Raw genomic sequence first — 12824 nt, forward strand, 5'->3', positions numbered from 1 at the left:
AGCGACAATGAGCTTTTACGTATACCTATCCGGCGAGATCCACACCGACTGGCGCGACGAAATCCAGCGCGGCGCCGACGCGGCAGGCCTGGATATCGTCTTCACCGCCCCGGTGACCGACCACGACGCCTCGGACGCCGCCGGTGACCACCTCGGCAAATCCGAAAATGGCTTCTGGCGCGACCACCAGTCCTCCAAGGTCAACGCCATCCGCACCCGCACGATGATCGAACAGGCCGACCTGGTCGTCGTACGCTTCGGTGACAAATACAAGCAATGGAACGCCGCCTTCGACGCAGGCTACTGCGCCGCCCTTGCCAAGCCCTACATCACCCTGCACAGCGAAGACATCGTCCACCCGCTAAAAGAAGTCGACGCAGGCGCCCAAGCCTGGTGCACCACCACCGACCAAGTCGTCGAAACCCTCCGCTACGTTCTCAAAGCCTAATAAGCCCACCCAGCGAAGTGCACGGTGCCCTGAGCGCAATTCATCGCGCAATCAGCAACCACCGTGCCACCAGTGCCTAGGGCAAGGGCCTGTAGATACCGTCTCTCTATACCAACTGCAAGGGGCTTCATGCTCCTTGCGGCCGATATTCACTTTGTGACTTCAACACGCCGAAAGCGATATGCACCAATTTCCGCATAGCCGCTCCCAACGCCGACAGTGTTGGTTTACCACGGGCTTTGAGTCGTGCAAATTGCTCGCTGATATCAGGATTACATCGGGTCGATACGACGGCGGCCATATAAAGCTTCCGGCGGATGCCGGGCGCCCCTGCCTTGGAAAGATGGGATCGTAATTTCACCGATGTACCTGACTCTTTTAGTATCGGTACGAGGCCCAGGAACGCGGCTGCCTGTCGAGCACTGCGAAAATCTCGACTGCGTAGTGTGGCGACCAAGCGAGCTGACAGGACGTTTCCGATACCGGGAATACTCTCGAGTAGTTTGCGATCCTGTTTAAGCGGAGGATGCGCCTCGAAATGGTCAGCGATCGCCTGCTGCAGCCGCTGTACTTCTCGCTCAAGGGCGACCAGCATATAGCTAATGGATTCGCTCGCTTGAGTGTCGGTGTTGAATTCGGCCTTCTCCAGGCGGTTACGCTCGCGTTGCAGATCGTCCTCTACGGCTTCTAACCGGTTGATGAGACGCTTTAGCTCTCTCACCTCCGTTGGCTCTGGTTGCCACGGTTGAGGGTTCCGTTCGACCCCATAGCGGGCGAGCATCATGCTGTCCTTGCGGTCAGTCTTGCTGCGGACGCCCATCCCCTTGGCGTGATGGCGCACCTGGGCAGGGTTCAGTACGTACACGGTGACACCAACGTCATGCAGCCAGTAAGCTAAAGGCTCATGGTAAATGCTGGTGGCTTCCAGGTAGACATGCAGGTTGCTGATATCTTCGCCGGTCTGCCTGACAAGCCAGTCGAGCAAACCTGGGTAGTCCTGATGGCGGTTGGGGAATACTTTCGTTTTCACCTTCCCCTTGCTCAAATCGCGCACCCACAGGCAATCAAGTTTCTGTTTGCTAACATCAATGCCGATATATGCCATCTCGTTGTCTCGCCTTGTTCGTACAGCCTCTTTCGTCGCGCGAAGGGCTTTGGATACCGTCCAAATTTACGAGATAAGAAACCAGAAGGGGCCCATCTACAACGCAGGGTCAAAGCCCATCAGGAGCTCAACGGGTTACCCTTCTGGCCAGAGAGAGTGGTAGCTAATCATTCCCTCTTGAGAGACACAAGGAGCCCAGTTCATTGGGCGATCAGCATTAAATCAGCCAACGAAAACAATCACTTGTACAGAGTTTCCTTCCTCACCTTTCCAACCCTGAACACACCACCTACAAAATTTACCTTCCCGACACGTGACCTAAGCCAAATTTATGAATAGAGTATGATTGAACAGAGCAAAACAAGCGGGCACGCAAATTTTGTATATGCTGTCTGGGGTCAGATTGATGTTTTTTAAACAATGAGTTAAAGGAATGTAAGTAACTAGGTAATAGCAACAAACGCGCGGGCACATTCATTGAGGTTATGCAGCTTGGCGTATAACCACTGTTAGAAGTTAAATGAAAAACGAAATAGGAGAATGATGTGGCAAACCTTCCTTACGCACAAACCACAACAACGCTGATAAGCATGTTGGAAAAAATTAAGACTGCCTCTGTCCCCGAAAAATTTTCCCAAGATTTCGTATCAGAGAAGCTTCTAATGAAAGGGGGAACGCCTCGATCAATTATTCCATTCATTAAGAAAATGGGGTTAGTCGGATCAGACGGCACGCCCACTGAACGATACAAGGAGTTCAGAAACCCCGCCAAATCTGGCAAAGCGATAGCTGATGCAATGCGTGAGCTTTACGAGCCCCTATTCCAGATGAACGAGTATGTTTATGACACCGACCAAAGCACCCTTAGAGGACTGATTGTCGAAGCTACGGGAGCTGAGCAAAATTCTAGGGTTGTTCAGATGACCCTTTCTACGTTCCAAGCACTTAGGAAGCTTGCTGACTTTGAGGCGGAGGGAAACGGAGACGTAGATTTAGAAGAGGAGGAGATTCCGCAAAGTTCAAAGAGGGAGTCACAGCTCTCTCAGATACATCATCAACAACATTCCGGCGGGTCGGAAAGCATAAACCTGTCTTATACAATAAATCTCAACTTGCCTGCTACAACAGATATCGAGGTTTTCAACGCGATCTTTAAAAGCCTTAAAAAACATTTAATCCAGGAGTAGCTGATGAATAGGGCGTCAGCAATCAAGTCTTTTGCAATGACAAATATGTTGTTAGAAGCGGATCTCGACCAGATCGAACGACAATACAATATTGATCTTGGCCGAAGAACTGAAGAGGCCAGTCATATCGAGGATACCTATTATCCTCAATTCGATGCGGCATTAAGAGGTGAAGCTCGCGGAATGTCAAAACATTATGAGCTCTTTTACTGCCTAGAAAAATCAATCCGACAGTTGATAGTCGATGTGTTTGAAGGGACCGAAGATCAAGATTGGTGGGAGAATCTCGTCCCAGATGTAGTAAAAGCGAACGCAAAGAAAAGTATAAAGCGCGAAAAAGAGGCCGCAGTAACACCAAGATCCAAAGAACCCATTGATTACACCACCTTCGGCGAGCTTGGTGAAATCATCAAGGCCAACTGGGGATTATTTGGCGGCGTTGTTTTTAACGATCAAAAGGCAATGGAGAAGGTTATGTCCGCGTTAAACTCACTCCGAAATCCTATCGCACATTGCTCTCCACTAGCGGAGGATGAAGTGCTTAGGCTTGAACTAGCTCTCCGAGACTGGTTCAGAATTACTAGCTAATAAGGCGTGTCACTTCTAACAAGTTGCTGCACGCGGATAAATTACTCGTTGCGCTCCTAATTTACCGGTGACAAGTTGTTGTGGCTGTTGAAAACCCGTTGACGCTCCAGCTTTGGTAGGATCGATGAAACAGAAGACGAGTGGTCAGCATGCTGCGCTTCAAGGCTTATAACTACGATCAGAACGCCGTGGTGGTGTCAGCTCAAGCCATTCACCTTTGAACATGCCGTACACTACCTGATCGAGCACAAGTTAGACTTACCCGTTTTTCATCCCAAGCACCGTAACGGTGCGACAGTTCGGCTGGCCTATAATGCAGCTATCCAATAAATCCCGGCTATTCAAGGCGATCAACCAATATTATGACCAGAAAAACACTAGGCTTGAAAACAAAAAGACAGGCAGACGCCAAGCCCGCCGACGAAGTTGAAGATCAATTCCCTAATGATCCAGAAAAACGGTTTTTAAATGGCGTCGCTATTCATCCTTCCCCACGCATTGTTTTAGAGCCTGGTTCTAAGCAGCGTACTGCGCGAGCGATGGATTTGATCACGCCCATTGGGATGGGGCAACGAGGGTTGATTGTGGCGCCGCCAGGCTCTGGCAAGACGACGATGTTAAAACATATCTGTCAGGCCGTGGCTGAGGCTCATCCGGAAATAAAGCTGTATGCCTTGCTGATTGATGAGCGCCCTGAAGAAGTGACCGATTTTAAGCGCAGTGTGTCGGCTGAGGTACATGCATCGTCTTCAGACGAAACCTACACACACCATGTGCGTATGGCCGATAAGCTCCTTGAGACGGCACGTAGGCAAGCAGGCGAGGGTCATAATGTGATGATTGTGATCGACTCTCTTACGAGGCTCTCACGTGTGCATAATTCGGAGCAGCGGGGCAATGGCCGCACGATGTCGGGTGGGCTCGACAGCCGAGCGATGGAAATACCCCGGAAACTGTTTGGCGCTGCGCGAAAGATCGAAAACGGCGGATCGCTCACCATTCTGGCCACCGTTCTGGTGGATACGGGAAGCCGTATGGATCAGGTGATTTTCGAGGAGTTCAAGGGCACGGGCAATATGGAGCTGGTGCTATCTCGGGACGTGGCCAATCAACGGATTTTCCCGGCGATTGATATTGCTAAAAGCAGTACCCGTCGAGAAGAGCTGTTGATTGATGCAAAGGATATTGAAAAGGTTCGGACATTGCGCAGAGCGCTAACACATCTTAAGCCAATAGAAGGCGCGCAGAAGCTGCTTGCGCTGTTGGAGAAATACCCCACGAATGCCGAGCTGTTGGATGCTTTCTCGCCCGCTGAGGAGAGGTGAAGCTCACCCTTAGTATTCATTCGAGGTGAGCTTCTTGGTTAAGGCTTAACGGCTGCTCTTTTTAACGTGGTCTAAGTTGGAAACGGGCACCGCTTTTTTGACCGGGAAGCCCTCAACGTCTTTGCGCTCAATCGTGTTTTTCAAACGTCTTTCAATCGCACACAGATTTTTAAAGTCGCTGATGTCGACCAGCGAGATGGCTTCACCGGAGGCACCTGCACGGCCGGTGCGGCCAATGCGGTGGATATACTCTTCTGGCTGGAAGGGTAAATCGTAATTCACCACACGGCTCAGTTCACCAATATCCAACCCCCGAGCGGCGACACCGGTAGCTACTAGGTACTTCAGTTCGCCCGATTTGAACTGATCCAGCACCTTTTCGCGCATGGCCTGGCTTCTGCCGCCATGGATGGAATCCGCTTGAATACCGCGTTTTTCCAGTTGAGCAACCAGCTTGGCCGCACTGTGTTTTTTCTCGACAAAAATCAGCGCCTGATCCCACGCTTGCTCGTTGATCAAGTGGCTCAATAGGGCGGACTTGGTGTCTTTGTCCACCGTGATGAGCCATTGGTTGATCGTGGCAGCGGCGCGGACGTTGGGTGTTATGGAGATGTTCGCCGCCACGTCGGTCATCTTGCTGTCTGAAAACGCGTGGGCGATGGCGCGAACGTCGTTAGTCATGGTGGCTGTGAACAGCAGGTTCTGACGGTTTTCTGGCAGGCGGACGATGATTTTATGGATATCATCGACAAAGCCCATGTCGACCATTCTGTCCGCTTCGTCCAATACCATGACTTGTAGTTCATCAAAGTGCACCGCACGCTGATGCGCCAAATCAAGCAGTCTACCCGGCGTTGCGACCAGAATATCCACTCCTTCGATTAGACGCTCTTTTTGGGGCGCGGTATCCACACCGCCATACGCGGCCATCGAGGTTAAGGGCGTGTGTTTAGCGTATTGCGCCACACTGGCTTCGACCTGAACCGCCAGCTCGCGGGTTGGCACCAGGATTAGCGCACGTATGCGTTTGCCGCGCAAGGTTTCCGCGTTACTGAAGCGTTCCAGAAGCGGCAGCACAAAAGCAGCGGTTTTGCCTGTGCCGGTTTGTGCGGTGGCGATCAAGTCGTTACCCGAAAGAATGGCAGGAATGGCTTGTTCCTGGATGGGCGTTGGCGTTTTGTAACCGAGCTCGGTAATCGCTTGAACAAGAGGACTGGATAATCCTAGTTTTGCAAATGGCATAAGGCGCTCTGACAGATAGTCGTGAGGGGTGTCGAAAATAAAAAGTGGTGCAGTATAGCGCGAGAGCCGCCGTTCGTTTCTTGAATTATCCAATCAGCGTCGTAGTGCTGCGACATCTCCCCCTCATTGCGGCGTTAGAAGCCGACCTTTGGCGTCACGATTCTGACATATTAATCAGCACGAGGCCGACTTATGCACGTTGACCGATCTATCGATCCACCCGAGCCCGTTGCTCATCCTGATCCAGAAGCACCTGGCTGCATTGGCCTAATCTCGCTCGCATCTTGGTTCGAAATTCTTCGCGGCTAAGCAGCTTGGTCTTTCCTTTTTTGACCTTGGACACACGGCGAACAATTTCATCGTTCCAGGCTTGCTCGACAGAAGCGTCATAGTGACTGTCAATGCTCATTATGAGCTCGAGAGCCAGCGCTGCACGTTCCGACTCGGAGAGAGACGAAATCTGGGAGCGTAGGTGGTCTAATATTTCCGTCGCCATGGTGCCTCTGCGAGTGATTATTTAGCTATGCTATCCCGATTCAATGGCCCTAAAAAGCCGGTCAACAGGACGTCAGCTACAGCTCAAAGGGAACATGCAATGCTCAAACAAGTCGGCGGTGTAGAAATTCAGCCTACGCATAGGGCGACGTGCCACTGCGGCACGGTGGTGCTTGAGCTTGATCTGCCTGACGGCCTTGTCGAACCTAAAAGGTGTAATTGCTCGATGTGCAGGCGCAAAGGCGCGGTGATGGCCTATGTGCCATTGAGTGGTCTACGTGTTATCAGCGGCGCTGAGCAGCTAAGGCTCTATCAGTTCAACTCGGGTGTCGCAAAGCACTACTTCTGTTCCAATTGTGGCATCTACACGCACCATCAAACGCGCTCGAATCCCGATATATACGGATTCAATGTCGGGTGTTTGGAAGGCGTTAACCCGCATGACTTACCTGATCTTCCCGTCAGTGACGGTATCAATCATGAAGCTGATTTGTAGGTTAATTCAGTCGGCAAAAAAGCAGGCGGGTCATTCAACCAATGGGTGTAGCGCTAATTAAGTGGGGCTTACGCTGCCCAAGAGTTTAGTAGAGCTGACACTCATTTATGCCGCATCAATACTTGGTCCACGTAGCTTCCATCCTGGAGGCTTTCAATCGTCATTTCGGCCATTTCAGCTTCCATCTCACCCTTACTCCTTGCCTGCTCAAGATATGCCTCGACCAGTCTTGGTGCGTCTTGAGTATCAGCCAGTATGGCCGCGCCTACCCAATTGGCGGGAATTTTACCATCAGAATTATGTCGCTCGGCGTAACGTTCTTCGACAGATGAGTAGCACGCCTTGCCTCTATCATTACCTTTCACTTCTTCTATCAGAATGCAGCGAAAAAGTGGGAGTGAATCATTGCTCGGCGCAATGTCGTAAGCGCTTTCCACATCGCTTAGGGCGCGTTCGTAGTTTTGTTGGTATACGGCAATCTGAGCTCTATTGATCAACGCTGCATGGTTGTTGGGGTCTGCATTTAGTGATTGCTCGATCAGTTCCTTCGCTCTGTCCAGTCTTTCGCTATTTTCTTCCGCTATGCCGAAGGTAACTTCTTCGTTGGCTTGCCTTTGGAGATCGATAGACTCGTCATCAATGCTATTGCCCGAGCTTTCCTGGCAAGCTGACATTAAAAGGAAAATTGGCAGAATAAGGAGTAATTTTTTAATCATGTCATTTTGCCACTACTTGGATAGAAATCATCTTGCTAGTGCTTGGCGGCATTGGCGTCACTGAACCTGAGCTTGTCTGGTAAATGAAAGTGCCCTGGAAGTGAAGCGAAAGCGTTGTGTCAGGTTGTGGTTCAGGTAATCGGATGGTGGCGTGGCCTACCGGCGTATACTGGGGGTCGTCTGGCCAGGCATTGATACCACTATTCTCAAGAACTACTGCCTGAATAAGTTGGTTGCCATCCTTGAGTTCAGCACGCATATTAAGCACGGCGGAGCCTGACCCTGGCGATAGTGCAGAAGGAGCCCAGCCCAGCGAAGAAATATGGAGGGCATTTCCTCTAATAACGATATTGTTCCGAAATGAATAGCCGCCATTCATGCCCACGCCCTCCACGAGTAGATAGGCGGGTTGATTCATGGTGACTTCGGCTGTTTCGGCGACAAATTCGTATATAGATTCTTCGTTGATTTCGGTAGGAGAAAGCTCAGATGAGGGGATGCCCTCCTGGTTTGGTGCATCATCAGCGGCTGCGCTTGCTTGATGGGAGGATGTCTGCATGCCTCCTGTGGTGGGTGAGCCAGTTATCGCAGAAGAAGCTGCCACGATATAGCCACCACATGAGGTCGCACTACCATGAATGGCAGCTGGAGAGCCCTCCACCGAATACCAACTGGCACCTGATGAAATGACTGCGCTACAAGAGCTCTTGTCTCCTATCCTGGCAACCGGTATGCCATCGACCATAGTGGCGGATGCGCCGGAGACAATGTTGTGTGGGCTCCCTTTACACTGACAGATGACTCTGTCGCCTACCTTGGCAAGATCCATCGAACGTTCCTTATATATAGTGCATCATGGAAGATTAGCACTCATATGATCGGTCATGCTACTTATCGGGGAGAGCTGAAACTCTATTAATCCGGGTAATAGAAAAGGTAATGCACAGTGATTAACACCAAAATTTACAAGGCGGTTTACGAACTGGCGGAAAAGCTGATGAAGGCTGCCGCCAAGGATGACAGAGAAACATTTGATGCGCTGTATGCCGAGTTGCAGGCAATCTGCGTTGATAACGAGAACACCGATAAAGACCACCCGGAGCAATGGGAAACCCTGGCGGATTTTACCGAAGAGCTGGAAGACGCGCTGGCGGGCTACGAAAAGGCCCTGGAAAAAGCCAACGCCATTGATTCCAACGACCATCGGGCTTCAATTGGTTTTTCCATGGCGATGTTGCAAGCTGAGGCAGGCAAGACCGACGCGGCTATTGCCAGTCTACGACAGGCCAAAACCAGTGCGCAGGGCACTGAAGATGACGAACTGAAAGCCGACATCGATGAACTGCTTGAAAAACTAACTACCGGCCAGGAACCCCATTTTGACCAATAACGATATTTTTCGCCGCATCCGCTACACCTTCGATTTAAAAGACAGCACCATTGTGGATATCTTCGCGCTGGCAGAAGTGCCCGTTACCCAGCCGCAGGTGACGGCCTGGCTGAAAAAGGATGACGACGATGCCTTTGTCACGATGAGGAACAAGGAGCTGGCGGCGTTCTTGAACGGGTTTATCAGCTTCAAGCGTGGCAAGCGCGAAGGCCCGCAACCCGAGCCGGAAGCGCAACTGAACAACAACATGGTGTTCCAGAAACTGCGCATTGCCCTGAACATGAAAGCGGATGATGTGCTGGAGGTTTTTGAGTTGGTCGGGCTACCGTTGAGCCACCATGAACTCAGCGCCTTTTTCCGTAAACCAAGCCACAAGAATTACCGTGAGTGCAAGGATCAGATGCTGCGCAATTTCCTGCTCGGCACTCAGCGTCAGTTACGCCCAACCCAGGAAGGCTCAGGCTCAAACGCCTAAAGGGTAAGTAGCGTGAAGAGCCAACCCGGACACTGGGCTGTGTGCCACTGCATCAAGGTAGCCGATGTGCTGAGGCGTTCGGGAGGACTAGTGATACAACGCATGATGATTGCCGTTATGGGAGCATTGCTGGCGATGTCGACAAGTGCAAACGCGAACAGCCTTGATTTTGAAGCGCTGGCCTCTGCACAAGCATCACGCCCGCTGCCCCCGCTGCAAACGTATGAAGCACGGGACGGAACATCGCTCGCGTACCGCCATTATCCAAGTGATGCCCGTACCGCGCTGATCCTCGTGCATGGCTCTGGAACCGACAGCAGGTACCTGGCGACGCTCGCCCATGAGTTGGCCGCGTCAGGCACTGCCAGTGTCTATACGCCGGATGTCCGTGGGCATGGTCCTTCGTCGGTGCGCCGTGGCGATATCGACTACATTGAGCAGCTTGAAGATGACCTGGCGGATCTCATTGCCCATATCAAAGACACCAACACCGATGTCTCAAGAGTGGTCGTTGGCGGTCATTCATCCGGAGGCGGGCTCGCGGTACGCTTTGCCGGTGGGCAGCATGGTCACCTTGCCTCGGCGTATCTGCTGCTGGCGCCTTACCTTGGGCACGATGCGCCCACTGTGCGGGATAACTCCGGCGGCTGGGCAGAGCCAAGTGTCGCCAGGATTGTGGCGATCTCGATGCTCAACGCGATTGGCATCACGCATTTCAACGGGACGGATGTATTGCGGTTCAACTTGCCACCTGAATACCGCGATGGCTCAGAGACGCTCGCCTATTCATACCGGTTGATGAGCGGTTTTAGTCCGGCTGATTTTCGTCAGGCGCTGGGCTCAGTGCAGGTGCCCGTTCTGGTGGTCACCGGTGCTGAGGACGAGGCGTTGTATGCGGATCAATTTGAACCCGTGCTGCGTCCGCTTGTGCCGCATGCGGACATCACCACGGTGGAAGGCGCATCGCACCTGGAGCTAGTGGTCAGTGAAGAGGGCATCGCGACCGTTCGTCAGTGGCTTCAGGGGTTATAGTGGGCAACAACAAGTGCGGGCGCTGCAAACGGATATTGGCGGATCTTTCAAATCCCCTAAAGAAACCTCGCCAGTTTCCGATATCTCTTTATATCGGATGAACGCTATCGAACAACGTTGTTCGACCGTCCCCCATGTATCGAGAGTCAGCCATGCCCAAAATACTCAGTTGCATCATCACGGCCGCACTGCTGTCTTTCAGTGCGCATGCCATGGCCCATACTGCCAATGAGGCAGAGGCCGCTGCGCTTGCCTGGTTGAAAGCGATCGATAACGGTAATTATGAACAAGCCTGGGAGACCTCGTCGCCGATATTAAAAGCGCCGCTGTCACAGGGTATGTTGGCGCGCACCATTGAGCTTGTGCGCCGGGACTTTGGCGAGGTGGCCTCGCGCAAGCGCATTCGTACCAGCCACCAGACGTCCATGCCGGGTGCGCCGAGCGGCGACTATATCGTCTTTACCTTCCAAACCGGCTTCGAGAACAGCGGACGTTGGCTCGAGACCGTTACCCCCCACCTTGAAAACGGCACCTGGCGGGTGAGCAGCTATTACGTGGAAGCGCCCTGATTTGCCAGCTGCCAGGGCTGCATGCCTGGCGAATCAGCTTGCCCAGGTGTATTTCCCGATAGGGATAAATATGCCAGATTGGCCTGAAATGGCGACAATTTTTCCTGCTAAGGAAGTTTACGCTTCGCCTCATTACCCAACCCACCATAAGTGCTATGTTGAAAGTATATCAATGTGGCGATATTACTTGTTCAGAAAGTATACAGGGCGTAAGTTTTGTATATGATGATTCCGATGGTGGGCGTGCTTATATAATGGCTGCTGACCCAGCAGTCAGGTAATGGTTTCAGGACGCTAGGCGCGGGGAGAGCTGATATGCGAAGCCTTTCTTACAAATCCCCTTGGCTTTGGTTATCGCTGGCAGGTTTGTTGATGCTGGCGCTGTCGTTTGCCTGGCAGGCCACGGCACAGACTTCTTCGCGTAGCGCCCTGGTGATGAGCATTGAAGGGCCCATTGGCCCCGCCACCAAGGATTATCTTGAGCGCGGGCTGCGCAAGGCCCGTGAGCAGAACAGCGAGGTGGTTGTCGTTGAGCTGGATACGCCAGGCGGCCTGGTCGACACGACCCGCGACATGATCCGTGAAATGCTGAATGCCGACATTCCCGTGGCAATGTATGTCTCCCCCAGCGGCGCTCGGGCGGCCAGTGCGGGCACTTATCTGCTGTATGGCAGCCACGTTGCCGCCATGGCACCTGCGACCCATCTGGGCTCTGCCACGCCCGTGCAGATGGGCGGTTCCGGCTTTCCCGGCAGCGCTGATGAAGCGGATGACAACGCCGAAGGCCAATCGGAAGGCGAGAGTGAAAGAGAAAGTGAAAGCGCATCTGGAGGCGAGAGCAGCGCCATGGAACGCAAGGTCATGGAAGACGCGGTAAGCTTTATCCGCAGCCTGGCCGAGCGTCACGACCGGAACGCCGATTGGGCCGAAGAGGCGGTGCGCGAGGCGGTCAACCTCACCGCCAATGAGGCACTGGAGCAGGACGTCATCGATGTGATTGCGCAGGATCTGAACGATTTACTTTCACAAATAGACGGTACGACGGTGGTCATGGAAGGTGGTGATCGGACGCTTGAGACAGCCGACCTCGCCATCGAGCGCTTTGATCCGGATTGGCGCACAGAGCTGCTTTCGCTGATTACGAACCCCAATATTGCCTACTTCCTGCTGATCATCGGCTTTTACGGGCTGATCTTCGAACTTTCGAGCCCCGGCAGCCTGTTCCCTGGCACTATCGGGGTTATTTCGCTGTTGTTGGCGCTCTTTGCCTTTCAGATGTTACCGATCAATTATGCGGGCCTGGCGCTTATCATCGTGGGATTGGCGCTAATGGTGGGCGAGGCGTTAATGCCCAGCTTTGGTGTATTGGGCGTGGGCGGGATTATTGCCTTTGTGCTGGGGTCGATCATGCTGATGGATGCCGAGTACCTCGCCATTTCGCTGCCACTGATTGGCGGTGTGGCGCTGGTGTCCGGCGGGCTGATGCTATGGACGCTGACCCGCTTCGCAACGCTGCGCAAGCGTCCGGCCCACACAGGGATGGAGCAGCTGATTGGTGCAAGTGCTATTGCCCTGGAAGATTTTGACACGCGCGGCCACGTGCGACTGCATGGCGAGCGCTGGAACGCGGTGACCAATGTGCCGATCAAGCAGGGCGACGAGGTGAAAGTGGAGCGCCTTGAGGGCTTGACGGTCTACGTATCACCCCCGTAAGCGCCTGGCCGCCAGTGCGTTACACATCAATCGCTAGACGAGG

The 12824-nt window shown here is 52.9% G+C and carries 15 protein-coding genes; 10 read left to right on the top strand and 5 right to left on the bottom strand.

Annotated elements, in window-relative coordinates:
• The first annotated feature begins 7 nt into the window (after positions 1-7).
• Entirely contained in the window at positions 8-448 is a 441-nt protein-coding gene (locus IT895_RS07600) for a YtoQ family protein (RefSeq protein ID WP_199285172.1), read from the top strand.
• 127 nt (positions 449-575) lie between these two features.
• On the opposite strand, the gene IT895_RS07605 is transcribed toward IT895_RS07600, so the two are convergent.
• A complete protein-coding gene (locus IT895_RS07605) occupies positions 576-1553 on the bottom strand; it encodes an IS110 family transposase (RefSeq protein ID WP_199285173.1) in 978 nt (325 codons plus the stop codon).
• 545 nt (positions 1554-2098) lie between these two features.
• On the opposite strand from IT895_RS07605, the gene IT895_RS07610 reads away from it, so the two are divergent.
• The 3 genes from IT895_RS07610 to rho all read left to right on the top strand — a co-directional run bounded on the left by IT895_RS07610 (position 2099) and on the right by rho (position 4653).
• Positions 2099-2740, top strand: coding sequence for a DUF5343 domain-containing protein (locus tag IT895_RS07610; protein WP_233337393.1), 642 nt, complete (start codon positions 2099-2101; stop codon positions 2738-2740).
• 3 nt (positions 2741-2743) lie between these two features.
• Positions 2744-3328 (top strand): Swt1 family HEPN domain-containing protein, encoded by a 585-nt coding sequence (locus IT895_RS07615; RefSeq protein ID WP_199285174.1) that lies wholly within the window; start codon positions 2744-2746, stop codon positions 3326-3328.
• Positions 3329-3690: 362 nt separating this feature from the next.
• The gene (gene rho, locus IT895_RS07620) at positions 3691-4653 is read left to right on the top strand and encodes a transcription termination factor Rho (protein ID WP_199285175.1); all 963 of its coding nucleotides are present in this window, start codon (positions 3691-3693) and stop codon (positions 4651-4653) included.
• A 45-nt stretch (positions 4654-4698) separates the two neighbouring features.
• Here the strand turns inward: rho and IT895_RS07625 are convergent, their stop codons facing one another.
• A complete protein-coding gene (locus tag IT895_RS07625; protein WP_199285176.1) occupies positions 4699-5895 on the bottom strand; it encodes a DEAD/DEAH box helicase in 1197 nt (398 codons plus the stop codon).
• Between the two features lie 208 nt (positions 5896-6103).
• The gene (locus tag IT895_RS07630) at positions 6104-6391 is read right to left on the bottom strand and encodes an addiction module protein (protein ID WP_199285177.1); all 288 of its coding nucleotides are present in this window, start codon (positions 6389-6391) and stop codon (positions 6104-6106) included.
• 99 nt (positions 6392-6490) lie between these two features.
• On the opposite strand from IT895_RS07630, the gene IT895_RS07635 reads away from it, so the two are divergent.
• Positions 6491-6886: a GFA family protein gene (locus tag IT895_RS07635; protein WP_199285178.1), complete on the top strand. Its 396-nt coding sequence runs from the start codon at positions 6491-6493 to the stop codon at positions 6884-6886.
• A 101-nt stretch (positions 6887-6987) separates the two neighbouring features.
• Here IT895_RS07635 and IT895_RS07640 read toward each other — a convergent pair whose 3' ends face one another.
• Positions 6988-7602, bottom strand: a complete 615-nt coding sequence (locus tag IT895_RS07640; RefSeq protein ID WP_066319127.1) for a tetratricopeptide repeat protein — start codon at positions 7600-7602, stop codon at positions 6988-6990.
• Position 7603: 1 nt separating this feature from the next.
• The gene (locus tag IT895_RS07645) at positions 7604-8431 is read right to left on the bottom strand and encodes a PAAR domain-containing protein (protein WP_082926038.1); all 828 of its coding nucleotides are present in this window, start codon (positions 8429-8431) and stop codon (positions 7604-7606) included.
• A 117-nt stretch (positions 8432-8548) separates the two neighbouring features.
• On the opposite strand from IT895_RS07645, the gene IT895_RS07650 reads away from it, so the two are divergent.
• The 5 genes from IT895_RS07650 to IT895_RS07670 all read left to right on the top strand — a co-directional run bounded on the left by IT895_RS07650 (position 8549) and on the right by IT895_RS07670 (position 12781).
• Complete coding sequence (locus tag IT895_RS07650; protein WP_199285179.1) at positions 8549-8992, top strand: tetratricopeptide repeat protein; 444 nt, start codon at positions 8549-8551, stop codon at positions 8990-8992.
• Complete coding sequence (locus IT895_RS07655) at positions 8982-9467, top strand: DUF1456 family protein (RefSeq protein ID WP_199285180.1); 486 nt, start codon at positions 8982-8984, stop codon at positions 9465-9467. Before IT895_RS07650 ends, IT895_RS07655 begins: the two co-directional genes overlap by 11 nt.
• A 102-nt stretch (positions 9468-9569) precedes the next feature.
• Positions 9570-10499, top strand: coding sequence for an alpha/beta hydrolase (locus IT895_RS07660; RefSeq protein WP_199285181.1), 930 nt, complete (start codon positions 9570-9572; stop codon positions 10497-10499).
• A gap of 152 nt (positions 10500-10651) precedes the next feature.
• Positions 10652-11068, top strand: a complete 417-nt coding sequence (locus IT895_RS07665; protein ID WP_199285182.1) for a DUF4019 domain-containing protein — start codon at positions 10652-10654, stop codon at positions 11066-11068.
• A gap of 315 nt (positions 11069-11383) precedes the next feature.
• A complete protein-coding gene (locus IT895_RS07670) occupies positions 11384-12781 on the top strand; it encodes an NfeD family protein (RefSeq protein WP_199285183.1) in 1398 nt (465 codons plus the stop codon).
• The last annotated feature ends 43 nt before the right edge of the window (positions 12782-12824 follow it).

The sequence above is a fragment of the Halomonas sp. A40-4 genome (assembly GCF_015767635.1).
GTDB lineage: Bacteria > Pseudomonadota > Gammaproteobacteria > Pseudomonadales > Halomonadaceae > Vreelandella > Vreelandella janggokensis.

Coding starts and splice junctions, on each gene's coding strand:
- IT895_RS07600 (WP_199285172.1), top strand. CDS start 8: ATGAGCTTTTACGTATACCTATCCGGCGAGATCCACACCGACTGGCGC.
- IT895_RS07605 (WP_199285173.1), bottom strand. CDS start 1,553: ATGGCATATATCGGCATTGATGTTAGCAAACAGAAACTTGATTGCCTG.
- IT895_RS07615 (WP_199285174.1), top strand. CDS start 2,744: ATGAATAGGGCGTCAGCAATCAAGTCTTTTGCAATGACAAATATGTTG.
- rho (WP_199285175.1), top strand. CDS start 3,691: ATGACCAGAAAAACACTAGGCTTGAAAACAAAAAGACAGGCAGACGCC.
- IT895_RS07625 (WP_199285176.1), bottom strand. CDS start 5,895: ATGCCATTTGCAAAACTAGGATTATCCAGTCCTCTTGTTCAAGCGATT.
- IT895_RS07630 (WP_199285177.1), bottom strand. CDS start 6,391: ATGGCGACGGAAATATTAGACCACCTACGCTCCCAGATTTCGTCTCTC.
- IT895_RS07635 (WP_199285178.1), top strand. CDS start 6,491: ATGCTCAAACAAGTCGGCGGTGTAGAAATTCAGCCTACGCATAGGGCG.
- IT895_RS07640 (WP_066319127.1), bottom strand. CDS start 7,602: ATGATTAAAAAATTACTCCTTATTCTGCCAATTTTCCTTTTAATGTCA.
- IT895_RS07645 (WP_082926038.1), bottom strand. CDS start 8,431: ATGGATCTTGCCAAGGTAGGCGACAGAGTCATCTGTCAGTGTAAAGGG.
- IT895_RS07660 (WP_199285181.1), top strand. CDS start 9,570: ATGATGATTGCCGTTATGGGAGCATTGCTGGCGATGTCGACAAGTGCA.
- IT895_RS07665 (WP_199285182.1), top strand. CDS start 10,652: ATGCCCAAAATACTCAGTTGCATCATCACGGCCGCACTGCTGTCTTTC.
- IT895_RS07670 (WP_199285183.1), top strand. CDS start 11,384: ATGCGAAGCCTTTCTTACAAATCCCCTTGGCTTTGGTTATCGCTGGCA.